Source organism: Streptomyces griseus subsp. griseus (genome assembly GCF_003610995.1).
Lineage (GTDB): Bacteria > Actinomycetota > Actinomycetes > Streptomycetales > Streptomycetaceae > Streptomyces.
The window spans coordinates 4046020-4071630 of the sequence record NZ_CP032543.1 but is presented as its reverse complement, the minus strand read 5'-3'; the positions used below and the strand labels follow the sequence as shown (position 1 = coordinate 4071630).

Genomic DNA, 25611 nt, shown 5'->3' with positions numbered 1-25611 from the left:
AAAAACACGGCCGTTCGTTATTTCAGAACTAACACAGTGGACGCGAGCAACTGAGGACAAGCCCTCGGCCTATTAGTACCAGTCAGCTCCACCCCTTACAGGGCTTCCACATCTGGCCTATCAACCCAGTCGTCTACTGGGAGCCTTAACCCTTCAAGAGGGTGGGAATACTCATCTCGAAGCAGGCTTCCCGCTTAGATGCTTTCAGCGGTTATCCTTTCCGAACGTAGCCAACCAGCCATGCCCTTGGCAGGACAACTGGCACACCAGAGGTTCGTCCGTCCCGGTCCTCTCGTACTAGGGACAGCCCTTCTCAATATTCCTACGCGCACAGCGGATAGGGACCGAACTGTCTCACGACGTTCTAAACCCAGCTCGCGTACCGCTTTAATGGGCGAACAGCCCAACCCTTGGGACCGACTCCAGCCCCAGGATGCGACGAGCCGACATCGAGGTGCCAAACCATCCCGTCGATATGGACTCTTGGGGAAGATCAGCCTGTTATCCCCGGGGTACCTTTTATCCGTTGAGCGACAGCGCTTCCACAAGCCACTGCCGGATCACTAGTCCCGACTTTCGTCCCTGCTCGACCCGTCGGTCTCACAGTCAAGCTCCCTTGTGCACTTACACTCAACACCTGATTGCCAACCAGGCTGAGGGAACCTTTGGGCGCCTCCGTTACTCTTTAGGAGGCAACCGCCCCAGTTAAACTACCCATCAGACACTGTCCCTGATCCGGATCACGGACCCAGGTTAGACATCCAGCACGACCAGAGTGGTATTTCAACGACGACTCCACAACCACTGGCGTGGCCGCTTCAAAGTCTCCCACCTATCCTACACAAGCCGAACCGAACACCAATATCAAACTATAGTAAAGGTCCCGGGGTCTTTCCGTCCTGCTGCGCGAAACGAGCATCTTTACTCGTAGTGCAATTTCACCGGGCCTATGGTTGAGACAGTCGAGAAGTCGTTACGCCATTCGTGCAGGTCGGAACTTACCCGACAAGGAATTTCGCTACCTTAGGATGGTTATAGTTACCACCGCCGTTTACTGGCGCTTAAGTTCTCAGCTTCGCACACCCGAAAGTGCACTAACCGGTCCCCTTAACGTTCCAGCACCGGGCAGGCGTCAGTCCGTATACATCGCCTTACGGCTTCGCACGGACCTGTGTTTTTAGTAAACAGTCGCTTCTCGCTGGTCTCTGCGGCCACCCCCAGCTCAAGCAGCACGTGCTATCACCAGGAATGGCCCCCCTTCTCCCGAAGTTACGGGGGCATTTTGCCGAGTTCCTTAACCATAGTTCACCCGAACGCCTCGGTATTCTCTACCTGACCACCTGAGTCGGTTTAGGGTACGGGCCGCCATGAAACTCGCTAGAGGCTTTTCTCGACAGCATAGGATCATCCACTTCACCACAATCGGCTCGGCATCAGGTCTCAGACATCATGCACGACGGATTTACCTACCGTGCGTCCTACACCCTTACCCCGGGACAACCACCGCCCGGGCTGGACTACCTTCCTGCGTCACCCCATCGCTTACCTACTACAAGTCTGGTTCATCGGCTCCACCACTACCCTCAACTCCGAAGAGATCGGGCCGGCTTCACGGACTTAGCATCGCCTGATTCAGTACTGGGCGTTTCAAAGCGGGTACCGGAATATCAACCGGTTGTCCATCGACTACGCCTGTCGGCCTCGCCTTAGGTCCCGACTTACCCTGGGCAGATCAGCTTGACCCAGGAACCCTTAGTCAATCGGCGCACACGTTTCTCACGTGTGTATCGCTACTCATGCCTGCATTCTCACTCGTGAACCGTCCACAACTCGCTTCCGCGGCTGCTTCACCCGGCACACGACGCTCCCCTACCCATCCCAGCCCCCGTTGGGGGTACATGCTGGAATGACACGACTTCGGCGGTACGCTTGAGCCCCGCTACATTGTCGGCGCGGAATCACTTGACCAGTGAGCTATTACGCACTCTTTCAAGGGTGGCTGCTTCTAAGCCAACCTCCTGGTTGTCTCTGCGACTCCACATCCTTTCCCACTTAGCGTACGCTTAGGGGCCTTAGTCGATGCTCTGGGCTGTTTCCCTCTCGACCATGGAGCTTATCCCCCACAGTCTCACTGCCGCGCTCTCACTTACCGGCATTCGGAGTTTGGCTAAGGTCAGTAACCCGGTAGGGCCCATCGCCTATCCAGTGCTCTACCTCCGGCAAGAAACACACGACGCTGCACCTAAATGCATTTCGGGGAGAACCAGCTATCACGGAGTTTGATTGGCCTTTCACCCCTAACCACAGGTCATCCCCCAGGTTTTCAACCCTGGTGGGTTCGGTCCTCCACGAAGTCTTACCTCCGCTTCAACCTGCCCATGGCTAGATCACTCCGCTTCGGGTCTAGAGCGTGCAACTCAAACGCCCTATTCGGACTCGCTTTCGCTACGGCTTCCCCACACGGGTTAACCTCGCTACACACCGCTAACTCGCAGGCTCATTCTTCAAAAGGCACGCAGTCACGACTGACAGCACAAGTGCTGCCAGCGACGCTCCCACGGCTTGTAGGCACACGGTTTCAGGTACTATTTCACTCCGCTCCCGCGGTACTTTTCACCATTCCCTCACGGTACTATCCGCTATCGGTCACCAGGGAATATTTAGGCTTAGCGGGTGGTCCCGCCAGATTCACACGGGATTTCTCGGGCCCCGTGCTACTTGGGTGTCTCTCAAACGAGCCGTTGATGTTTCAGCTACGGGGGTCTTACCCTCTACGCCGGACCTTTCGCATGTCCTTCGCCTACACCAACGGTTTCTGACTCGTCTCACAGCCGGCAGACTATGAAAGAGAGATCCCACAACCCCGTAAGCGCAACCCCTGCCGGGTATCACACGCATACGGTTTGGCCTCATCCAGTTTCGCTCGCCACTACTCCCGGAATCACGGTTGTTTTCTCTTCCTGAGGGTACTGAGATGTTTCACTTCCCCTCGTTCCCTCCACACTGCCTATGTGTTCAGCAGCGGGTGACAGCCCATGACGACTGCCGGGTTTCCCCATTCGGAAACCCCCGGATCAAAGCTTGGTTGACAGCTCCCCGGGGACTATCGTGGCCTCCCACGTCCTTCATCGGTTCCTGGTGCCAAGGCATCCACCGTGCGCCCTTAAAAACTTGGCCACAGATGCTCGCGTCCACTGTGCAGTTCTCAAACAACGACCAGCCACCCACCACCCCGTCCTTGCGGACGAGTTCACCGGGGCCGGAAAGAAGGCAGCCATCACGGCCATACCTTCAGACACCCAACAGCGTGCCCGACCCGACGATCCGTTCACCACGTTCCACGCCGAAGCAGTACTAGTGACCAACAAACCATCGTGCCGAATAGTCAACGTTCCACCCATGAGCAACCAGCACCGAACACTCGCCGGTGTACTGGCCTCTGACCAAACCAGGTTTGGTAAGAAGTGCTCCTTAGAAAGGAGGTGATCCAGCCGCACCTTCCGGTACGGCTACCTTGTTACGACTTCGTCCCAATCGCCAGTCCCACCTTCGACAGCTCCCTCCCACAAGGGGTTGGGCCACCGGCTTCGGGTGTTACCGACTTTCGTGACGTGACGGGCGGTGTGTACAAGGCCCGGGAACGTATTCACCGCAGCAATGCTGATCTGCGATTACTAGCAACTCCGACTTCATGGGGTCGAGTTGCAGACCCCAATCCGAACTGAGACCGGCTTTTTGAGATTCGCTCCGCCTCGCGGCATCGCAGCTCATTGTACCGGCCATTGTAGCACGTGTGCAGCCCAAGACATAAGGGGCATGATGACTTGACGTCGTCCCCACCTTCCTCCGAGTTGACCCCGGCAGTCTCCTGTGAGTCCCCATCACCCCGAAGGGCATGCTGGCAACACAGAACAAGGGTTGCGCTCGTTGCGGGACTTAACCCAACATCTCACGACACGAGCTGACGACAGCCATGCACCACCTGTATACCGACCACAAGGGGGGCACCATCTCTGATGCTTTCCGGTATATGTCAAGCCTTGGTAAGGTTCTTCGCGTTGCGTCGAATTAAGCCACATGCTCCGCTGCTTGTGCGGGCCCCCGTCAATTCCTTTGAGTTTTAGCCTTGCGGCCGTACTCCCCAGGCGGGGAACTTAATGCGTTAGCTGCGGCACCGACGACGTGGAATGTCGCCAACACCTAGTTCCCAACGTTTACGGCGTGGACTACCAGGGTATCTAATCCTGTTCGCTCCCCACGCTTTCGCTCCTCAGCGTCAGTAATGGCCCAGAGATCCGCCTTCGCCACCGGTGTTCCTCCTGATATCTGCGCATTTCACCGCTACACCAGGAATTCCGATCTCCCCTACCACACTCTAGCTAGCCCGTATCGAATGCAGACCCGGGGTTAAGCCCCGGGCTTTCACATCCGACGTGACAAGCCGCCTACGAGCTCTTTACGCCCAATAATTCCGGACAACGCTTGCGCCCTACGTATTACCGCGGCTGCTGGCACGTAGTTAGCCGGCGCTTCTTCTGCAGGTACCGTCACTTTCGCTTCTTCCCTGCTGAAAGAGGTTTACAACCCGAAGGCCGTCATCCCTCACGCGGCGTCGCTGCATCAGGCTTTCGCCCATTGTGCAATATTCCCCACTGCTGCCTCCCGTAGGAGTCTGGGCCGTGTCTCAGTCCCAGTGTGGCCGGTCGCCCTCTCAGGCCGGCTACCCGTCGTCGCCTTGGTAGGCCATTACCCCACCAACAAGCTGATAGGCCGCGGGCTCATCCTTCACCGCCGGAGCTTTTAACCCCGTCCCATGCAGGACAGAGTGTTATCCGGTATTAGACCCCGTTTCCAGGGCTTGTCCCAGAGTGAAGGGCAGATTGCCCACGTGTTACTCACCCGTTCGCCACTAATCCACCCCGAAAGGCTTCATCGTTCGACTTGCATGTGTTAAGCACGCCGCCAGCGTTCGTCCTGAGCCAGGATCAAACTCTCCGTGAATGTTTACCCGTAATCGGGTGCACACACACGAGAGCGGAACAACCGGTCGGAATAAGACCCGTTGTTCACAGCGTCCTCGCTGTGTAATTGCCTACCGTCACCGAAGTGAGCCGGTAGGACTTTCAAAGGAACCACCAACCTGCCGAAGCAGGCCGGGGTATCAAGATATCTGGCGTTGACTTTTGGCACGCTGTTGAGTTCTCAAGGAACGGACGCTTCCTTCGGTCCCGTATCACCGGGGCCCTCCGGGCGCTTCCCTTCGTGTTTCTTTGTCTTGCTGTCCTGCGTTTCCGACTCTATCAGACTTTTTCGTGTCCGATTCCCGGTCGAAGCGGGTCAAGCGGGGTGCTTTCCAGGTTCTTCGCTTTCGCGTTCTCCCTTTCCGGCGATTCCGACTCTATCAGATCCTCTCGGGCCTGATTCCCAGTCAGCGGGGTTTGCCTTCCCGGCTGTTGGGCCGTTCCGACGCTCAAACTCTAGCGGATTCTCTCGGCGGCTCATAATCGGGCCTTCGAAATGAATTCCGGCATGCCGAAATCATCCCGACTGGGAGATCGTGCTGAAGTTTGGTTGCCGCGTGTGCGGCGGGATTGGTTGTCCAGGAACCGTTCCGGCTCCGTGACAACTCGAAGAACCTTACGGATCGGACGGGGCCGTGTCAACCCCGCCCGGTACCGGGGCCAGGGCCGGGCCCCGTACCCCTTCAGTCCAGGTCGGTGAGGCGGCCGCCGGCGTCCGGCTGGGCGTGTTCCACGCGGCGCAGGAGGCGGACCAGGAGCTCGCCGAGGACTCCGCGTTCGTCGCCGGAGAGGTCCTGGAGGAGGTCCTCCTCGAAGTCGGAGGCCATGCGCATCGCCTCCAGCCACTTCGTACGGCCCACGTCGGTCAGCTCGACGATGACGCGGACCCGGTTGTTCTCGTCGCGGTCCCGGGTGACCAGGCCCTCGCCGGCCATCCGGTCGATGCGGTGGGTCATGGCGGCCGGGGTGAGGCCGAGGCGCTTCGCCAGTTCGCCGGGGCCGAGGCGGTAGGGGGCGCCCGACAGGACGAGGGTCTTGAGGACCTCCCATTCGGCGTTGCTGATGCCGAGGGCGGCGACCTGTCTCCCGTACGCGACGTTCATCCGGCGGTTCAGGCGGCCCAGCGCGGAGACGACCTGTTCGACCTGGGGGTCGAGGTCGCGGAACTCGCGCTGGTAGGCGGCGATCTGTTCGTCGAGGGTCGGCTCGGTGGGGCCGGGCTCCTCGGTGCTCTCAGACATGGCGGGCAGTATGGCACGCCCTCACCACTCTTGAAGTCCTTCGGGCTGTAGTTTTCATCATCTAAGTTTAGTGCTAAAGTCTTCGAGTCTGAGGTTCGTTCGAGTCATTGAGGTAGGTGAGTGTGACCAGGGAGATGGGCGCAGCGCTGCGGCGGATCCAGCTGGGCAGCGCGCTGAGCGCGTTCGGGCTCGGGTTCACCGTTCCGTATCTGTACGTCTACGTGGCGCAGGTGCGGGATCTGGGCGCCGGTACGGCGGGAGTCGTACTGGCCGTCTTCGCGATGGCGGCGCTGGCCGTTCTGCCGTTCACCGGGCGGGCCATCGACCGGCGGGGGCCGCTGCCCGTGCTGGTGGTGGCCGCCGGCCTCGCGGCCGTGGGGGCCGCTGCCCTGGGGTACGCGAGCAGTGTGCCGGCCGCCGTGCTGTCGGCCGCGGTCCTCGGTGCGGGCACCGCCGTGATGCAGCCCGCCCTGGCCACGATGCTCGTCTGGTGCTCCAGCACCGCCACCCGTACCCGCGCCTTCGCCATGCAGTTCTTCCTGCAGAACCTGGGGCTCGGGCTCGGTGGGCTGGTCGGCGGGCAGCTCGTGGACGTGAGCCGTCCGGCGAGCTTCACCCTGCTGTTCCTGATCGAGGCCGTGATGTTCGTGGTCCTCGGTGTCGTCGCGGTGACCGTGCGGATGCCCCGTACGGCCTCCATCGGCGGAGACCGGCCGACCGACGGCTCCGCCAAGGGCGGGATGCGGGCGCTGCTCTCGCACCGGGCCATGGTCCAGCTGTGCGTGCTGGGGTTCGTGCTCTTCTTCGCCTGCTACGGGCAGTTCGAGTCCGGCCTGGCCGCGTACGGCACCGAGGCCGCCGGGATCCAGCCCTCGACGCTCGGCTTCGCGCTGGCCGCCAACACCGCGGTCATCGTCATCGCCCAGTTCGTCGTGTTGCGGCTCGTGGAGCGGCGGCGACGCAGCCGGGTCATCGCGGCCGTGGGGCTCATCTGGGCGTTCGCCTGGATCGTCGCCGGATACGCCGGGCTCGGGCACGGCAGCCAGGCCATGGCGACGGCCGCGTTCGTCTCGACGTACGCGCTGTTCGGGCTGGGTGAGGCGATGTTGTCGCCGACCGTGGCGCCGCTGGTCGCCGATCTGGCGCCGGAGTCGATGGTCGGGCAGTACAACTCGGCGTTCGCCCTGTGCAAGCAGCTGGCGCTCGCGGTCGGTCCGGCGGTCGGCGGGCCGATGGGGGCCTCGCTGCACGGTCCGTACATCGTGACGTTCGTGCTGTTCTCGCTGGGCATCACGGTGCTCGCGCTGCGGCTGGGGCGTCGGCTCACCCCCGTACAGGATCAGCCTTCGCTGGACCCGGCACCCTCGCGGGTGGTGGCGGTTTCGCTGCCCGGGGGTGGGGAGAGCGGTGCGGAGGCGGCCGACCGGGCCGTCTCGGTCACCGCGTCGGCGGCCGCGGCCGCCACCGCCGGTCGCTGAGCCGGGCGGCGGGGCTCCGGCAGAGCGTCAGCGGGGCAGGGCGAACTCGCACCAGACCGCCTTGCCGCCGTCCGGGGTGCGGCGGCTGCCCCATGAGGTGGCGACCGAGGCGATGATCTCGATGCCGCGTCCCGCCTCGTCCGCCGGTTCGGCCTGGCGGCGGCGCGGCAGGTGGTCGTCGCCGTCGGTGACCTCGATGATCAGCCGCCGGTCCGTGCGGCGCAGGCCCAGGCGCATCGGCGGGGTGCCGTGCTGGAGTGAGTTGGCGACCAGCTCGCTGGCGGCGAGGACGCCGAGGTCGCGGAGCTCGGCCGGGAATCGCCAGGAGGTCAGGACCCCGGTGGCGAAGGCGCGGGCGCGCGGGGCGGCCTCGATGCCGCCGAGCAGTTCGAGAGCGGCGTTGTGGAACAGCTCCGCGTTGCTCCCCGTGCGGGCGGGGTGCTGGACCACCAGGACCGCCACGTCGTCGTCGTGCTCGGCGGTCACTCCGAGGGAGCGGATCAGCCGGTCGCAGACCACCTGCGGGGTCCCCTTGGCGCCGGAGAGGGCGCGGGCCAGGGAGGCGACGCCCTCGTCGATGTCCTCGCTGCGGCGCTCCACCAGGCCGTCGGTGTAGAGGACCGCGGTGGAGCCGGGCGGCAGGGCGATCGTGCCCGAGGTGTGGACCCAGCCGCCGGTGCCGAGCGGCGGGCCCGTGGGGTCGGCGGCGCGGTGGACCGTGCCGTCCTCGTCGCAGACCAGGATCGGGAGGTGGCCCGCCGAGGCGTAGACGAGCTGCCCCTCGTTCGGGTCGTGGACGGCGTAGACGCAGGTGGCGATCTGGGTGGCGTCGATCTCGGAGGCGAGGACGTCCAGCAGCTGGATCACCTCGTGCGGCGGGAGGTCGAGACGGGCGTAGGCGCGGACGGCGGTGCGGAGCTGGCCCATCACGGCGGCGGCGCGCACGCCCCGGCCCATCACGTCGCCGATCACGAGGGCGGTGCGGCCGGCGCCGAGGGTGATGACGTCGTACCAGTCGCCGCCGACGGCCGCGTCGGTGCCGCCGGGCTGGTAGGTGGCGGCGATCCGGAGGTCGTCGGGCTGCTCCAGCTCCTGCGGGAGCAGGGAGCGCTGGAGGGTGACGGCCGTCTCCCGGTGGCGGCGCTCGCTGGTGCGCAGGCGCTCGGCGGCCTCGGCGTGGTCGGTGACGTCGGCCGCGTAGACGAGGACGCCGCCCTCCCTCCCGGCGTCGTCCTTGTCCTCCGTGCCGCCCCAGGCGGCGACGGGGGTGCAGGTCACGGTGTACGAACCGCCCCCGGCCGTCCGGCGGGACTTGACCGTACGGGCGGTGCCGCTGCGCAGGACCTGGTCCAGCAGGGGCAGCACGCTCAGCTCGGCGAGTTCGGGCAGGGCATCGGCGGCGGGCGCGCCGCAGGTGCGGGGTCCGAACGTGGTCTCGTACGCCTCGTTGACGTAGGCGACGCTGTGGTCCGGGCCGTGCAGCAGGGCGACGGCGGCGGGGAGCCGGCCGAGGATCTCGCGGGCCGAGAGGTCGTCCAGAGCGGGCCCGGGGGCGGCCGGGGCGTGGGTGGTGTCGGGGGGTTCCGGAAGTGTGCCGTCCGGCAGGGGGGCCGCGGTCTGCGCCTGGGCGGACTCGGCCCGGGCCGCGGGGACGGGACTGCGGTCGTCCCGCGCGGCGGCTCGACGCTGCGTTCCGGGAAGGCGGGCGCTCCAACGCGTGAAGTTCACGGAATTTCTGGCCTCGTGTGTCGGTTCGGTGCGTCGCTGCTGGTCACTGTTGGTCACTGCCGGCCGGGTCACTCTGTGCAGGTGTGAGCCCACCTATGGTCACACGTCCAGTGTGACCGACCGTACTGACAGTTGCCGTCCGGGCGCCGTCCCGGCGGCGTCCGGACGGCGTACACCGGGGTGCGGCCCTGGTCAGCGGGAGGGGCGGGGCGGCAGTCCGCCCGGCGGGTCCTCCGGGCTCTCGTCGGCGTCGGGGCGGGGAAGGGTGCCGGGGCGTTGCGGGGCCACCGGACCGCCACCGGCCGCGAGTTCGAACTCGGCCCGGGGGTGTTCGAGCGAGCCGAGGGAGACGATCTCCCGTTTGAAGAGTCCGGCCAGGGTCCATTCGGCAAGGACGCGCGCCTTCCGGTTGAACGTCGGCACCCGGCTGAGGTGGTACATGCGGTGCATCAGCCAGGCGGGGTATCCCTTGAGCTTGCGACCGTAGACGTGGGCGACGCCTTTGTGCAGGCCCAAGGAGGCGACCGATCCCGCGTACGCGTGGCGGTACTCCTTCGGCGGGCGCCCCTCCAGCGTCGCGAGGACGTTGTCGGCGAGGACCTTCGCCTGGCGGACGGCGTGCTGGGCGTTGGGTGCGGTCTCCCTGCCCGGCTCGGCGGCGGTGAGGTCGGGGACGGCGGCGGCGTCGCCCGCGGCCCAGGCGTGCGGCATTCCCTCGACGCCGAGGGTGGCGGTACAGCGGAGCCGGCCGCGTTCGGTGAGGGGCAGGTCGGTGGCGGCCAGGAGCGGGGCCGGTTTGACGCCGGCGGTCCAGACGAGCGTGCGGGTGGGGAAGCGGGAGCCGTCGCTCAGGACGGCGACGCGGTCCTCGCAGGTGTCCAGGCGGGTTTCCAGGCGTACGTCGACGCCTCGGCCGCGCAGCTCGCCGATGGCGTACCGGCCCATGGCCTCACCGACCTCGGGGAGGATGCGGCCGGAGGCCTCGACCAGGATCCATATCAGGTCCGTGGGCTTGATGTTGTGGTAGTACCGGGCGGTGTAGCGGGCCATGTCCTCCAGCTCGGCGAGCGCCTCCACGCCCGCGTAGCCGCCGCCGACGAAGACGAAGGTGAGGGCGGCGTCGCGGATGGCGGGGTCGCGGGTGGCGGACGCGATGTCCATCTGTTCGATGACGTGGTTGCGCAGGCCGATGGCTTCCTCGACGGTCTTGAACCCGATGCCGAAGTCGGCCAGGCCGGGCACGGGCAGGGTGCGCGACACGGATCCGGGGGCGATGACGATCTCGTCGTACGCGATCTCCAGGGCGCCGGTGCCGTCCTCCGCCGTGGCCAGGGTGGTGACGGTGGCCGTGCGCTTGGCGTGGTCGATGCGCCCGGCCTCGCCGATGACGATCGTGCAGTGGTCCAGGACGCGGCGCAGCGGCACGACCACGTGGCGCGGCGAGATCGACCCGGCGGCCGCTTCGGGGAGGAAGGGCTGGTACGTCATGTACGGCTCGGGCGTGACGACCACGATCTCGGCGCCCCCGCTCTTGAGTCTCTGCTTCAACTTCCGTTGGAGACGCAGCGCTGTGTACATCCCGACGTAGCCGCCGCCGACGACGAGAATGCGCACACCTGGCCGGGTGCCGGGGGTCGTCCCCCGGGAATCTGGAGCCATCACCACCCCATGACGCAACGGAGTCGGTGGTTTGTCCACAGGCCCGGCAAATTGTGTGACCGGAGGGTGCGGCCGGGCGGCCCTCGGCGGGCGGGCGGACCGTACGGAAGGCGTGCAGGTCAGGTGCTGTGCGGGGGGTGAAGGGGCGGGGGGCGGCGGGGGGTCGGGGCGATCCTGCTCCGATCGCATGGCTCGCCATGCGGAACTACCCCCTTCTGAATTGACGCGGGCTCAACTATGTTCGTTACCCGTCGGGAGTCGGTGCGGATTTCGTTGTGCTCGCTCCCCGACGGACATGGCGGGGAAGTCTCCGGGGGGAGACGTCATAAACCGGGGGAAGTTATGCAGATTCAGGATTCGTATGGGCAGTCCGCGCGCACGCACGTGCCCAAGGACCATGGACGTCTGGGTTCCGTGGGCGCTCTCGGTGTCATGAGCTCGGCCGACGCGGTGCGTTCCGCCGCCGCGGTGAGCGCTGCGGCGATCAACGCGGCCGCGACGGGAGCGGCTCCGGCCGGTCCCACGACGAGCGGGACGGCACCCGGACCGCCTGCCGGCGCTCCGCGTTCGGCTCCGCTGCGCGTCGACGCGCAGCGCAATCTGGAGCATGTGCTGCGGGCCGCGCGTGAGGTGTTCGGGGAGCTGGGGTACGGGGCTCCGATGGAGGACGTGGCACGCCGCGCCCGGGTCGGGGTCGGCACCGTGTACCGGCGGTTTCCCAGCAAGGACGTGCTGGTGCGGCGGATAGCCGAGGAGGAGACCGCCCGGCTGACCGAGCAGGCGCGTACGGCTCTGGGGCAGGAGGAGGAGCCCTGGTCGGCGCTCTCCCGCTTCCTGCGGACCTCGGTGGCGTCGGGCGCGGGCAGGCTGCTGCCGCCCCAGGTGCTGCGCGTCGGGGCCGACGCGGAGGAGACGGGTGCGGCGGTGGCGGGCGACGCTGCGGACGAGACCCGCGTTCCGCAGCAGCGGCAGGGAGTGGCCGGCCAGGCCGACTTCCGCGTCATCGGCCAGCGCACCGGGAGCGAGGACGCGACCGCCGACGGGGCCGGGGACGGGCTGGACGAGCTCGGTGAGGACTCCGGCGCGGCGGAGCTGCTGGAGGTCGTGGGCCGGCTGGTGGACCGGGCCAGGGAGTCGGGCGAGCTGCGCGGCGATGTGACGGTGGCCGATGTGCTGCTGGTCATCGCCACGGCCGCGCCGTCCCTGCCGGACGCCGTGCAGCAGGCGGCGGCTTCGGCCCGGCTGCTGGACATCCTGCTGGAGGGGCTGCGGTCCCGGCCTGCCGTCTGACTCCGGGGGCGCGTGTGGCCCGGCGCCTGTTGCCTGTTGCCTGTTGCCGTACGGAGTCCGCTCGGCCGCTCGTCGATATTTCGGGCGGTCGGGCGGGGCGCTCGCACGGTCGGGCTCGTGTCGGTGAACAGGTGAACGGGTCCGAGTGGGCGAAACAGCAGGGATTCATTCCCCTAAAGAGGGCCCTCTAGCACTCTCATTCGAGAAAACGCCCCGGATGAGTGGTTGGCATGAGTGAGGGGTCAACGCGATTGAGCCATGTGGCAGTCTTGGCCGGTATTCGGGTCCGAGGGTGTATACGGGGGCTTCCGCGATGAGCGGTAACGAGCAGCAGGAAGAGCCGCTCGGCGAGATCGCTGCGGCGGGCGGGGGTACGAAGGCCGACGGGATGTCTTCCGCGCACGTGCCGGCCCAGGCCGGGCGTGGGCCGTCGGACGGTCCGGAACGTCCGGGTGGTTCGGACCGCTCCGGTGGATCGGACGGTGAGGCCGAGGGCGGCACCGTCCTGCCCGGGCCGTGGCCGTCCGTCGCCGATGCCGGGGACGGCGTCGTGGACAGCCCCGGGGACAGCGCCCCCGGTGGCGTCGGCCCGTACGCCGTGCCCTCGCAGCGTGAGGGCCGCGTTGGGTCTCCCGGCACCGGTCTGTCCGACGCGCAGTTGATCGAGGGCATGCGTGAGGGGGACAACCTCGCCTACGAGGAGCTGTTCCGGCGCCACTCGGGCGCGGTCCGGCGGTACGCCCGCACGTGCTGCCGGGACGGGCACACCGCCGACGACCTGACCGCCGAGGTGTTCGCGCGCACCCTCCAGGCAGTACGGGGCGGCAAAGGGCCGCAGGAGGCCGTCCGGGCCTATCTGATGACCGCCGTCCGCCATGTCGCCGCCGCCTGGACGAAGAGCGCCAAGCGGGAGCAGCTGGTCGACGACTTCGCGGTGTTCGCCGCGCAGGCCTCGCACACCTCGGAGCTCTCCGACGACGACACCCTCGACCTCGGCGCCGATGTGCTGGCGATGCACGAGGCCGAGCAGTCGATGGCGATGGAGGCGTTCCGGAGCCTGCCCGAGCGCTGGCAGGCGGTGCTCTGGCACACCACGGTCGAGGAGGAGTCGCCCAGCGAGATCGCCCCGCTCTTCGGCCTGACCGCCAACGCCACCGCCGTACTGGCCAGTCGGGCCCGTGAGGGGCTCAAGCAGGCGTATCTCCAGGCCCATGTGAGCCAGGCGCTCACCACCGGGGGCGACTGCGCGCAGCACGCCGACCGGCTCGGCGCCTATGCACGCGGCGGGCTGCGGATGCGGGCCGAGCGCGGGCTGCGCAAGCACCTGGACGAGTGCGCGAAGTGCCTTTTGGCAGCAGGCGAGTTGGAGCATGTGAACGCCGGGATTCCGGCGCTTCTGCCGATCGCGGTCATCGGCTGGTTCGCCGCCGGGTACTCGCTCAAGGCCGCCGGTGTCGTGGCGGGTGGTGCCGCCGGCGCCGCCGGGGCGGGAGCCGCCGCCGCGGCCACCGGGTCGGGCACGACCGGGGCCGCTGCCGGAGGTGCCGCGGGAGGTTCCTCCTCCGGGGCTGCGGGGGGTGCTGCCTCCGAGGGGCTCGGCGCGCCCGCCAAGGCCGGGATCGCGGCGGCCGTCGCCGTGGCTGCCGCCGCCGGTCTGGTGTGGGCGCTCGTCGGGGACGACCAGCCGAAGCCGGAGCCCGAGCCGGTCGCGAAGCCTCCGGCGGTGGCGCCCGTGGTTCCGTCTCCGGAGCCGCCCGCCGCCGAGCCCGAGCCGGAAGCTCCGGCCGCGCCCGCCCCCGGCCCGGTACCGCCCGCGCCGGACGGTCCGGCCCCCGAGCCGAAGCCGGAGCCGGCATCTCCCACGCCCGAGCCGACCCCGCCGCCGAGCGCCGGGCCGACACCCTCCCCCGAGCCGCCGGAGCCCGCGCCGAGCCCGCCGCCGTCCCCGCAGCCCACGCCCAGCCCGAAGCCGCCCCCGCCGCCGCCCGCCCCGGCCGTCTACCAGGTCAGCGAGCTCGCGTACTCCCTGCTCGGCGACCACACCGAGCCGGAGGTGGTGACGGGCCGCAGCAGCTGGGTCTGGCAGCGGTCCAACGTGTCGATCGCCGAGACGCGGTACGCGCACGGGGTCACCGTGCACGCCCGGTCCTCGGTCACCATCCAGCTGAACCGCCCGTGCACCCGCTACGAGGCGATGGTCGGTGTGGACGACCTGACGATGGGGCTCGGCGCGGTCCGCTTCTCCGTCTACGACGGGGACGGCGCGCGGTTGTGGCGCTCCCCCGTGATGGCGGGCGGGGCGCCCGCCGTGCCGGTCAGCGTCGGGATCGCCGGACAGTCGTCGATCCGGCTCGTGGTGGAGCCCGAGGGACCGCTCGGCGGGGTGGCGCTGGCCGACTGGGCGGATTCGCGGATCAGTTGCGCCTGAGCCGGGCGCCGTGGCGTGCAGGCCTCGCCCCCACGGGGCCGGTGGCCCCGCTTCACCTCACGGCTGGAGCGTGCGGCGGGACGGGACCACTCCGCCCGCCACCGCGCGCTGGCGCGGCGCCGCCGTGCCCGTCCAGCAGGTGCCCCGGCGGGCCAGCAGACGGCGCAGCCACAGCTCGGTGGAGGCCAGTTCCGCCAGGCCGTCCAGGGGGAGCGGCTCGCCCTCGGAGGCGGCGCGCAGGGCCTTGCGTACGACGCGGGCCTCGACCAGGCCCGCGTCGGCCAGGAGCGGGGCGTCGAAGAGGGCCATCAGCTCCGGCAGCGCGGTGCGCAGGCCGGTGCGGGTGACGGCGGCGGAGGTGGCCTGGGAGGGCGTGCCCCAGCCGGGCGGCAGGTCGTGGATGCCCGCCCCGCCCAGCACCCGGCGCAGGATCGCGGCCCGGGCGCCCGGCTGGACCCGGAGCGACTCGGGGAGCGCGCGGGCGGCCCGTACGACCTGGTTGTCCAGGAACGGGGCGTGCAGGCGCTGGCTGCGGATCTCGGCCGCCTGCTCCAGGATGCGGTGGTCGGCGGCGGCGCGGGCGAGGGCGGCGCGGGCGCGCGCCTCGCCGGGGCGCTGGACCGAGGTGGGCCGGATGGCCGCCTCCTGGAGGCGAACCGATACTTCCGCCAGCGCCTCGCCCGTCAGCCAGCGGGCCGCGGGACCCGGGCGCGACCAGGCGAGGGCGGCAAGCGAGGCGTCGGCGGGGGTGGCGAGGTCGAGGGCGTACCGGTTGGCGTCGGGGAGGAGTCCGGCGGCGGTCTCCAGGCCGGTGCGGTACGACGTACGGGCCAGGCGGCGGGCGGCCCGGTAGAGCGTCAGCGGGACGAACAGCGAGTGCGCCGAGGGGCCTTCGGCCTTGGTGAGGGCGGCGACGGGGCGCAGGAGGTGGCGTCTGCGCCGGTCCATCAGGAGGTCGGCGAGCCGGGCCGGGTGGGCGTCCAGGACCTGCCGGGCGCCGTGCCCCACCAGATGGTCGGCGCTTCCCGCGGCGAGGCGGCGGCGGTGGCGTTCGGCGACGACGAGGGAGGGGCCCGGTTCGTCGGTGAGCGGTCCGGTCTCCAACGAGGCGTAGGGGAGGGCCTCTTCGCCCGCCGCGACCACCACGTGGTGCAGGCGCGGGTTGGCGGCGATGGCGCTGGCGCGCTCCAGCTCGTCCTCGTGGCCGCGCGTGGTGAGGTCGTTGAAGGTGACCGCGAGCAGCCGCTCCCCCGCCCCGGTGCCGTGGCCGAGGAGGGTGCCGGGCAGTCCGGGCAGCCCGGCGGCGAGCAGGGCGAGGGTGGCGGAGGCGCTGCCGCCGGAGAGATCGGCGCCGATTCCGGCCACCGGCCCGCCCCGGGCCGCGCGCCGGTCGGCGGGGCCCATGCCGGGGACGGGCCCCGGGTCCTGGGGCAGGGTCTCGGGGGCGTGGCGGGGCGCGGTGAGCCGGGCGCGTACGGCTTCGACGAGCGCGTCGCGTACGCCCTCCACCGCGTGCACCGGGTCGACCTGGGGCGCGGCGACGGCGAGGGAGGCGACGGCCTCGTACCCGGTGATCTCCCGCGATCCCTCCCGCAGGATCAGCGCGTGGCCCGGCGGGACCCGCTTCACCCCGGCGTACGGGGTGCCGTCGCCGAGCGCCTCGGGCGTCTCCGGGCAGGCGAGCAGGGCGGCGAGGTGGCCGATGTCCAGCTGGGCCTCGATGAGGTCGGCCAGCGGGAGGGCGGCGGTGGCGTAGGCGGTGCCGTTGGCCCATGGGGTGTGGAAGACGGGCCGGGCGCCGGCGAGGTCGCCCGCGACGGTGATGCGGCGGCCGATCTGGACGACGGCGGTGTAGCTGCCCGGCCAGGCGGTGAGGTGGCGCATCGCCCCGCCGCGTGCGGCGAGCAGCCCGACGCGCAGCTGTTCGTCGGTGGCCCCGCAGCAGCCGAGTACGGCGAGGCGGGCGGTGGGGGCGCCTTCGGGGGTGGCGACGCCGATGACGCGGATCTCGTCGGGGCGCCAGTCGCCGACCGCCCAGAGCGGATCCGGGTCGCCCCACAGGAGTTGGGAGCCGACGGGGTGGACCGTGCGCCCCTCACCGCCGTTGCCGACCGCCCCGACGGTGCCGAAGCTCGCGGCGATACTGCTCCATCCCACCAACCAACGCATCGCCGCCTCCACAGGCTGTGGACAAGCGGCGCACCGTACCGAGTCGTATCGCCGCTGCGGGACATGCTGCCACGACAGCGCCGCAGGAGAGGGGGTACGGGCGGCGCACGCCGGATGAGCATGCGCCCCTGGCAAAGGCCGGACCCCGGACTCGCCGCCGTCTTCACCGCATCACCGGCAACGGAAGTACCGGTTCCGGGAGTTAAGGGACCATCGGAGGCCGCCCGGTCTCGCGCGAAGACGCATCGTACACAGAGACGGAGGAGGAGCCGCCGAGCTCCGAGAGCGGTCGAAATCCGGCCATAGTCGGACCGTTGGCCAGACCGTCACCGGACGGTCGTTATTCAGCCATTCTCGTCAGGCTCCGCCGCCCGCGCATACCCGTCCGCGCCCCCGCGGCGGACCCTTCCACGCACAGTCCGGGAGGTGGGCCTCACCTCCCGGACCGGCCCGCCGCCCGCGGGGAATGGAGCGGCGGTATCCCCCAGCCCACTGAGTCCAGTGCAGTGAGCCGACCCACGCGGTACCCAGCCAAGCCCCTCCCGTACGGGCCGGGCCAGAGCGCACGGCCGGGCGCACGGCCACACACCAGGGGCACGCCCCATCCCGCCACGCGCACCCCCGGAGCGCGGGCCCGGCCGCCCGCACGGACAACAATCCCGCCATACGGACGTCTGCCCCTTAACGGTAGGGATGGGGAGAACTACGCTGTGTTTACTGGTGTTCTCAGCAGGGGGGCATATTCCTCGGGGCTCGGCCACATGCGTGTGCAGGCGGAGTACGGGGGTTCGAACCTGGGGAGCATCGGTACGAATGCCGCGCGCCGTCCTCGGTGACGCGGCGGCTGTCTGTGTGTCGAGGGGTGGCGCATGTCCAGGGAGCAACGCGGGCCGAACGAGAAGCTCGGCACGGTTCTCGCCCTCGCGGGAATCAGTAACGCCGGGCTCGCCCGGCGGGTCAACGACCTCGGAGCACAGCGCGGTCTGACACTTCGCTACGACAAGACCTCGGTGGCCCGGTGGGTCGCCAAGGGGATGGTGCCGCAAGGTGCGGCGCCCCATCTGATCGCGGCGGCGATCGGGGCCAAGCTCGGCCGGCCGGTCCCGCTGCACGAGATCGGTCTCGCCGACGCGGACCCCGCGCCGGAGGTCGGCCTCGCCTTCCCCCGGGACGTGGGCGAGGCGGTGAGGTCGGCGACCGAGCTGTACCGGCTGGATCTGGCCGGGCGCAGGGGCGGCGGCGGGATCTGGCAGTCGCTGGCCGGTTCGTTCGCGGTGAGCGCCTATGCGACCCCCGCGTCCCGCTGGCTGATAACCCCCGCCGATCCGTCGGTCGCCCGCGACCCGACGGCGGCACAGGCGGCGATCCTCGGCGCCCGGAGCGGCGGCCAGGACAGCCCCGGCACGCCCGGTCCCCGGGGACCGCAGGGCGGACCTGACGGCCGCGGCGCACACCATCCGCACACACCCCCGGGCGCGGCGAGCGGCTCCGTGCCCGTGCAGCCCGGCCCGGAGTCCGTCGCGGACGCCTCACCGCTGCGGGTGGGCCACAGCGACGTCATGAAGCTGCGCGAGGCGGCCCAGGACGCCCGGCGCTGGGACTCCAAGTACGGCGGCGGCGACTGGCGTTCCTCGATGGTCCCCGAGTGCTTACGCGTGGACGCGGCACCCCTGCTCCTCGGCTCGTACACCGACGAGGTGGGCCGGGCCCTGTTCGGCGCCTCGGCCGAGCTGACCCGGCTCGCGGGCTGGATGGCGTTCGACACCGGCCAGCAGGAGGCCGCCCAGCGCTACTACATCCAGGCCCTGCGCCTGGCCCGCGCCGCCGCCGACGTACCCCTGGGCGGCTATGTCCTCGCCTCGATGTCCCTCCAGGCGACCTACCGGGGCTTCGCCGACGAGGGCGTCGACCTCGCGCAGGCCGCCGTGGAGCGCAACCGTGGCCTGGCGACCGCCCGCACCATGAGCTTCTTCCGGCTGGTGGAGGCCCGCGCCCACGCCAAGGCGGGCGACGCACCGGCCGCGGGGGCCGCGCTCAAGGGCGCCGAGAGCTGGCTGGAGCGGTCCCGGGCGGGCGACGCGGACCCGTCCTGGCTCGGCTTCTACAGCTACGACCGGTTCGCCGCGGACGCCGCCGAGTGCTACCGCGACCTGAAGGCGCCCCGCCAGGTGAGGCGCTTCACCGAGCAGGCGCTCTCCCGGCCGACCGACGAGTTCGTCCGGAGCCACGGACTGCGGCTCGTCGTCTCCGCCGTCGCCGAGCTGGAGTCGGGGAACCTGGACGCGGCCTGCGCGGCGGGCACCCGGGCGGTCGAGGTGGCCGGCCGCATCTCCTCCGCACGCACCACCGAGTACGTACGCGATCTGCTCCACCGGCTCGAACCGTACGGGGACGAGCCGCGCGTCGCCGAGCTGCGGGAGCGGGCCCGTCCGCTGCTGGTGACCCAGGTCTGAGCCGGTGCTCGTGGCCCGGGTCCGGGCCGGGCGTCCGGTGCGGGCGCCCCGATGGTGCGCCACGCCCTGCCCGGATCGGGTTTGAGCCCGCTGTCAGTGGGTCAGTGCACTATCGGGGTGGGAGGTGGCGTGATGATGACGCACGCGGCGTACGACTGCGATGTGCTGGTGATCGGCGGAGGGATCGTCGGTCTGTCGACCGCGTACGCCCTCCAGAGGGCCGCTCCGGGCACCCGGGTGACGGTCCTGGAGAAGGAGCACGGCCCCGCCCGCCACCAGACCGGCCGCAACAGCGGAGTGATCCACAGCGGGATCTACTACCGCCCCGGTTCGCTCAAGGCGCGGTACGCGCTGCGCGGCTCCGCCGAGCTGGCCGGCTTCTGCGCCGAGCACGGCATCGCCCACGCCGTCACCGGCAAGCTGATCGTCGCCACCGACCGCTCCGAGCTGCCCCGGCTGCACAGCCTGGTCCAGCGCGGCCGCGAGCACGGACTGCCGGTGCGGGAGCTGGGCCCGGCGCAGATCGCGGAGTACGAGCCCGAGGTCCGGGGCCTCGCGGCGATCCGGGTCGGCACGACCGGCGTCTGCGACTTCACGGCCGTCGCCACCCGCTTCGCGACCGAGGTCACGGCCGCCGGCGGGATCGTGCGGTACGGGGCGGAGGTCACGGCGATAGACCGGCGCGCCTGGGGCGTGGCGGTGCGCACGGCGGACGGGCTGGTGGTCCGCGCCCGGACCCTGGTCAACTGCGCGGGGCTGCACTGCGACCGGGTGGCCCGGCTCGCGGGCGACGACCCGGAGGTGCGGATCGTGCCGTTCCGGGGCGAGTACTACGAGCTGGCCCGCCCCGAGCTGGTGCGCGGCCTGGTCTACCCGGTGCCGGACCCGGCCTTCCCCTTCCTCGGCGTCCACCTGACCCGGGGCTTCGACGGCTCGGTCCACCTCGGGCCGAACGCGGTCCCCGCCCTGGCCCGCGAGGGGTACGGCTGGCCGGTGGTGCGCCCCGCCGAACTCCTGTCCACGCTGAGCTGGCCGGGCACCTGGCACATCGCCCGCAGACACTGGCGGTACGGGGCGGGCGAGGTGCACCGCTCGCTCTCGAAGTCCGCCTTCACCCAGGCCGTACGCCGGCTGCTCCCCGCCGTACGGGAGGAGGACCTGCGCCCGTCACCGGCCGGGGTACGGGCCCAGGCGGTGCTGAAGGACGGCACGCTGGTCGACGACTTCCTGATCCGCGAGGCCCCGCACACCGTGCACGTGCTCAACGCGCCCTCGCCCGCCGCGACGGCGTGCCTGCCGATCGGACGGGAGGTGGCGCGGCTGGCGCTGCGCCGGGCTCAGGAGACGGGGTGGAGGCCGCCCGCCGTAGAATCGGGTCATTGTGTCTGAGCAGCCCTTGAACCCCACCTCCGCCGCGGCCCCCGGATCCGGGACGGCCGACGAAGCCGTGCTGTCCGCCGACGCCGACACCACGACGGTCCACGCGCCGGCGACCGGTTCCACGGAGCCGACCGCCGACGAAGCCGCCGCCCTGCGGGCCGCCTCCTTCGAGCGTGCGCGCCGGCTGCGCCAGGAGCCCCGCTTCCCCGGTGGCCCCGCCGCCGACCCGGCCGGGTCGCACCACGAGCGCCGCATCCGCAGCTTCCAGCCGCGCCGCAGCCGGGTCACCACCGGCCAGCAGGACGCCCTGGAGCGGCTGTGGCCCAAGTGGGGCCTGGACATCGACGGCAAGCGCGTCCTCGACCTGGACCAGCTCCTCGACGGCCTGCCCGTCGTCCTGGAGATCGGGTTCGGCATGGGCGAGGCCACCGCCCGGATGGCCGCCGACGACCCGGGCACCGGCATCCTCGCCGTCGACGTCCACACCCCCGGCCAGGGCAACCTGCTGGGCCTCGCGGACAAGGCGGGCTCCACCAACGTACGGGTGGCCAACGGCGACGCGGTGATCCTGCTCCGCGAGATGCTGGCCCCCGAGTCCCTCGACGGCCTGCGGGTCTACTTCCCGGACCCCTGGCCCAAGGCCCGCCACCACAAGCGGCGCCTCATCCAGCCGGAATTCCTGGACCTGGTGGCCCCGGTGCTCAAGCCCGGCGCGATCGTGCACTGCGCGACCGACTGGGAGCCGTACGCGGAGCAGATGCTGGAGGTGCTGACCGCGCACCCCCGCTTCGCGAACACGGCGGCGGACGGCGGATACGCGCCGCGTCCGGCGTTCCGGCCGCTGACCCGGTTCGAGGGCCAGGGTCTGGACAAGGGCCATGTGGTGCACGACCTGCTGTTCGCCCGTATCTGAGACAACACCTGCCACAGAGCCCGGCGCATCGCCCGGTCCGGCCATGTCCTGGCCGGATGCACCGTCGCCGGGTGTCCGTGGTCCTCGTTAGGGTCGAGGGGTGTCCGACGGTTCCGTGCAGTACCAGCAGTGGCAGCCGGCGGTCCCGGTCCTCAACGAGCAGCGGCCCGAGGAGGTGCTGGGCGCCGTGCCGGAGCGCGGCCGGTGGACGTACCGGCCGCGCCGCGTCGGCATGGTGTGGCGCAGCAAGGTGTTCCGCGCCGGGACGGTGATCGTGGCGCTCGCGCTGTGCGGGCTGGTGATCCTGGCCCTGGTCCGCGAGCAGACGGGTCCCGAGGGCTTCCTCGTCGGCCTCGGTCTGGCGGTGCTGCCGGTGCCGCTCCTGATGGCCGCCTTCCGCTGGCTGGACCGGGTGGAGCCGGGCCCCTGGCGGAACCTGATCTTCTCCTTCGCCTGGGGTGCGTGCGCCGCCGCGCTCGTCGCGATCATCGCCAACTCGTTCGCGATGCGCTGGATCGCCACGGCGACCGCCGACCCGACGAGCGCCGACACCCTGGGGGCGACGGTGATCGCCCCGGTCGTGGAGGAGAGCGCCAAGGCCGTCTCCGTTCTGCTGATCTTCATCTTCCGGAGGCGGGAGTTCCGGGGCGTGGTCGACGGCATCGTGGTCGCCGGCTTCACCGCGACGGGCTTCGCCTTCACCGAGAACATCCTCTACCTGGGCAACGCCTTCGACGAGGACCAGCAGCTGGGCAGCTCCGGGATCGCCTCGGTGACGGCCGGGACGTTCTTCGTACGGATCGTGATGTCGCCGTTCGCGCACCCGCTGTTCACGGTGCTCACCGGTCTCGGCTTCGGCTTCGCGGCGATCAGCGCCCGCCACCACCGGGTCCGCCGGATCGCGTTGCCGGTGCTCGGCCTGCTCTTCGCGATGGGCCTGCACGCGCTGTGGAACGGCTCGTCGGCCTTCGGCCCGTACGGCTTCTACGCGGTGTACGCGGTGGTGATGGTCCCGGTCTTCGCGCTGGTGGTCTGGCTGGCGGTCTGGTGGCGCCGACGGGAGCTGCGAACGCTCGCCGCCGAACTCCCCGCGTACGCCACGGCGGGCTGGCTGACCCCGGCCGAGCCCCTCGCGCTCTCCTCGATGCGGACCAGGGGCGTGGCCCGCGACCTGGCCCGCCACTGGCACGGCAAGCAGGACCGCTCCCGGGGCCGGGCGGCGGCCCGCGCGGTCGCCGAGTACGAGTCGTTCGCGACGACCCTGGCCGGCCTGCGCCGCCGCGCCCGCCACGACGCGGTGGGCCCGGACTTCGCCGCCCGGGAACGGGAGCTGCTGCACCACCTCTGGCAACGCCGCGACATCGCCGCCCCGGCCCTCACCCACGCGGCCCGCATGACGGGCACCGGCCCGCGTCCACGCCCACAGCCGCGCCCGCCCCTGCCGTACGGATACGGGTACGCGTACGGGCAGAGCCAGAGTTACGGCTACGGACAGAGCCATGGGTACAGCTACGGGCCGGGGCAGGGATACAGCTACGGCCAGGGCTACGGAACCGCGCACGGCACCCCGGCCCCGCAGCCATCCCCGTACGGGCGACAGAGCCGGCACGATCCGCACGGCCCGCACAGCCAGGACGGCCACCACGCCCCCTACAGCCGCCCCACCCCGCCTCCCCCGTAAGGCGGTTCAGGCGGTCCGGCTCAGGCGGACGCCTCCGTGAGCGCCGTCAGCTCCGCGTCCGTCAGCTCCAGGTCGGCGACGGCCAGCAGGGCGGGGAGCTGGTCGACCGTGCGGGCCGAGGCGATCGGGGCCGCGACCGTGGGGCGGGCGGCGAGCCAGGCGAGGGCGACCGTGGCGATCTCGGCATCCCGTTCCGCGGCGACCTTGTCGAGAGCGGCCAGCACCTTGCGGCCGCGCTCCGACTCCAGGTGTTCGCCCGCCTTGGCCGAGCGGGCGCTCTCCACGCTCGAACCCGGGCGGTACTTGCCGGTGAGGAAACCGGCGGCGAGCGCGAAGTACGGTACGGCCGCGAGCCCGGCGCGGGCGGCGGTCTCCTGGAGCGGGCCCTCGTAGGTGTCCCGGGAGACCAGGTTGTAGTGCGGCTGGAGCGCGACGTACCGGGCCAGGCCCTCGCGCTCGGAGAAGTCCAGCGACGCCTGGAGCCGCTCCGGGCTGATGTTGGAGGCGGCGATGTGGCGCACCTTGCCGTCCTTCACCAGCTGGTCGAGGGCGGTGATGATCTCCTCGACCGGGACGGTCTCGTCGTCGAAGTGCGTGTAGTAGAGGTCGATGTGGTCGGTGCCGAGGCGGCGCAGCGACTGCTCGGCGGCGGCCTTGACGGTGGTGGCGGAGAGCCCCTTGTAGTCGGGGTGGGCGCCGACCTTGGTGGCCACGACGATGTCGGAGCGGTTGCCGCGCGAGGCGAGCCACTTGCCGATGACGGTCTCCGACTCGCCGCCGTGGTTGCCCTCGATCCAGGCGGTGTAGGCGTCGGCGGTGTCGATGAAGTTGCCGCCCGCCGCGGCGTACGCGTCGAGGACCGCGAAGGACTGGGCCTCGTCCGCCGTCCAGCCGAAGACGTTGCCGCCGAGGGAGAGGGGGAAGACCTGGAGGCCGGAGCTGCCGAGGGGGCGCAGAGAAGTCATGTGGGTGTTCAACGGCGGCGCCGGAGCCACATATTCCATGGCTGGGCCAGGTACTCCCCCGTACCCCACCGGAGAGACCGGCAGCCCTGACGTCGGGGGGTGAGCGTCAGGGCTGCCGGGGTGGGCGAAGGGACGGCGACGAGCGACGTACCCAGGTCTCAGACGGAGAGGCCCTTGCTGTTCAGCCAGGCGGCCGGGTCCATGGCCGAGCCGCCGGCGGTGCGGACCTCCAGGTGGAGGTGGACGCCGGTCACGTTGCCGGTGGCGCCCATGCGGCCGATGGTCTCGCCGGTGCTCACCTTCTGGCCGACCGAGACGTCGATCGAGGACTGGTGGGCGTACCAGAGCTCGGTGCCGTCCTCCAGCTGGAGGACGGTGCGGTAGCCGTACGAACCGGACCAGCCGGCCGACGTGATCGTGCCGCTGTGCACGGCCTTGAGCGGCGAACCGGCCGCCCCGGCGAAGTCCAGGCCGGTGTGCTGGCCCGAGGACCACATCGCGCCGGACTGGCCGTAGGTCGAGGTGAGCGTGTACGACGAGGTGGGCAGCGTGTAGCTGGCGCGGAGCTTGGCGAGGCGCTCCTCCTCGGCCTTCTTCGCGGCCGCTTCCTCCGCCGCCTTCTTCTCGGCGGCGATCTTGGCCTTGGCCTTGGCCTCGGCCTGGTCCTGCTGCTTCTTCGCGTCGGCGGCGGCCTTCTCGGCCGCGGCCTTCTCCTCGGCGGCCTCGGCCTCGGCGTCGGCGCTGGCCTGCTGCTGCTCGGCCTGCTGGAGGATGCGGGCGCGCAGTGCCTCACCGGCGTCGGTGGTGCCCTGGTCGGCCTCGGCGGTCGTGATGCCCGCGGTGGTGAGCGGGGCGGCGGTGACCGGGGCGGCCTCGGCCTCGTCGGACATGAAGGCCCCGACGCCGGGAAGGGACTTGGCGTCGGGGAGGTTGTCCGCGATGGAATCGGGGAGGGAGATGGAGACCGGGGGCTTGGACTGGGCGGTGGCCATGCCACCCGCGCCGACAGCCGCTATGACGCCGACCCCGAGGACGGTGGAGCTGCGGGCGAGGCCGCGCTGCTTGGCCACGCGGTGTTTGCCGCGCACGGGGCGGACGGACTCCGCGGTGGGGTTCCACTCCTCCCACGTCCGCTCCGGACCACCGAGGCCATCGGCAGTGAAGGGTGACGGGGCCTCAGGGGCAGGCTGGTTGGACGCCACGTG

13 protein-coding genes and 2 rRNA genes are annotated in these 25611 nt (G+C 70.2%); 7 read left to right on the top strand and 8 right to left on the bottom strand.

The features are described from left to right. Nucleotides 1–52: 52 nt before the first annotated feature. From D6270_RS18190 to D6270_RS18175, 3 genes are all read right to left on the bottom strand, one after another. Nucleotides 53–3177, bottom strand: a 23S ribosomal RNA gene (locus tag D6270_RS18190). Between the two features lie 298 nt (nucleotides 3178–3475). After that, nucleotides 3476–5001, bottom strand: a 16S ribosomal RNA gene (locus tag D6270_RS18185). The 16S and 23S rRNA genes sit together here, the layout of an rRNA operon. A gap of 703 nt (nucleotides 5002–5704) precedes the next feature. After that, entirely contained in the window at nucleotides 5705–6262 is a 558-nt protein-coding gene (locus tag D6270_RS18175; protein ID WP_109164471.1) for a MarR family winged helix-turn-helix transcriptional regulator, read from the bottom strand. A gap of 134 nt (nucleotides 6263–6396) precedes the next feature. Here D6270_RS18175 and D6270_RS18170 point away from each other — a divergent pair, with 134 nt between their 5' ends. Further along, nucleotides 6397–7740, top strand: a complete 1344-nt coding sequence (locus tag D6270_RS18170; RefSeq protein ID WP_109164472.1) for an MFS transporter — start codon at nucleotides 6397–6399, stop codon at nucleotides 7738–7740. Between the two features lie 27 nt (nucleotides 7741–7767). On the opposite strand, the gene D6270_RS18165 is transcribed toward D6270_RS18170, so the two are convergent. Together D6270_RS18165 and D6270_RS18160 are read right to left on the bottom strand one after the other, a co-directional pair. After that, nucleotides 7768–9468, bottom strand: a complete 1701-nt coding sequence (locus D6270_RS18165) for an ATP-binding SpoIIE family protein phosphatase (RefSeq protein WP_109164473.1) — start codon at nucleotides 9466–9468, stop codon at nucleotides 7768–7770. A gap of 192 nt (nucleotides 9469–9660) precedes the next feature. Further along, on the bottom strand, nucleotides 9661–11082 hold the full coding sequence (locus D6270_RS18160; protein ID WP_382772990.1) for an NAD(P)/FAD-dependent oxidoreductase: 1422 nt from the start codon (nucleotides 11080–11082) through the stop codon (nucleotides 9661–9663). 459 nt (nucleotides 11083–11541) lie between these two features. On the opposite strand from D6270_RS18160, the gene D6270_RS18155 reads away from it, so the two are divergent. Then, nucleotides 11542–12417, top strand: coding sequence for a TetR/AcrR family transcriptional regulator (locus D6270_RS18155; protein WP_109167385.1), 876 nt, complete (start codon nucleotides 11542–11544; stop codon nucleotides 12415–12417). Between the two features lie 313 nt (nucleotides 12418–12730). Next, complete coding sequence (locus tag D6270_RS18150; protein WP_109164475.1) at nucleotides 12731–14845, top strand: sigma-70 family RNA polymerase sigma factor; 2115 nt, start codon at nucleotides 12731–12733, stop codon at nucleotides 14843–14845. Nucleotides 14846–14902: 57 nt separating this feature from the next. Here the strand turns inward: D6270_RS18150 and D6270_RS18145 are convergent, their stop codons facing one another. After that, a complete protein-coding gene (locus D6270_RS18145; RefSeq protein WP_109164476.1) occupies nucleotides 14903–17014 on the bottom strand; it encodes an asparagine synthase-related protein in 2112 nt (703 codons plus the stop codon). Between the two features lie 869 nt (nucleotides 17015–17883). On the opposite strand from D6270_RS18145, the gene D6270_RS18140 reads away from it, so the two are divergent. The 4 genes from D6270_RS18140 (at nucleotide 17884) to D6270_RS18125 (ending at nucleotide 23441) form a co-directional block, all read left to right on the top strand. Continuing rightward, nucleotides 17884–19467, top strand: a complete 1584-nt coding sequence (locus D6270_RS18140; RefSeq protein ID WP_109164477.1) for an NsdA family TPR-like regulatory protein — start codon at nucleotides 17884–17886, stop codon at nucleotides 19465–19467. A 132-nt stretch (nucleotides 19468–19599) separates the two neighbouring features. Next, a complete protein-coding gene (lhgO, locus tag D6270_RS18135) occupies nucleotides 19600–20856 on the top strand; it encodes an L-2-hydroxyglutarate dehydrogenase (protein ID WP_109164478.1) in 1257 nt (418 codons plus the stop codon). A 58-nt stretch (nucleotides 20857–20914) separates the two neighbouring features. Further along, the gene (gene trmB, locus D6270_RS18130; RefSeq protein ID WP_382773165.1) at nucleotides 20915–21760 is read left to right on the top strand and encodes a tRNA (guanosine(46)-N7)-methyltransferase TrmB; all 846 of its coding nucleotides are present in this window, start codon (nucleotides 20915–20917) and stop codon (nucleotides 21758–21760) included. A 100-nt stretch (nucleotides 21761–21860) separates the two neighbouring features. Beyond that, the gene (locus D6270_RS18125; protein ID WP_109164480.1) at nucleotides 21861–23441 is read left to right on the top strand and encodes a PrsW family glutamic-type intramembrane protease; all 1581 of its coding nucleotides are present in this window, start codon (nucleotides 21861–21863) and stop codon (nucleotides 23439–23441) included. 20 nt (nucleotides 23442–23461) lie between these two features. Here the strand turns inward: D6270_RS18125 and D6270_RS18120 are convergent, their stop codons facing one another. After that, nucleotides 23462–24406, bottom strand: coding sequence for an aldo/keto reductase (locus tag D6270_RS18120; protein WP_109164481.1), 945 nt, complete (start codon nucleotides 24404–24406; stop codon nucleotides 23462–23464). Between the two features lie 158 nt (nucleotides 24407–24564). Beyond that, nucleotides 24565–25608 (bottom strand): M23 family metallopeptidase, encoded by a 1044-nt coding sequence (locus tag D6270_RS18115; protein ID WP_109164482.1) that lies wholly within the window; start codon nucleotides 25606–25608, stop codon nucleotides 24565–24567. Nucleotides 25609–25611 lie beyond the last annotated feature (3 nt).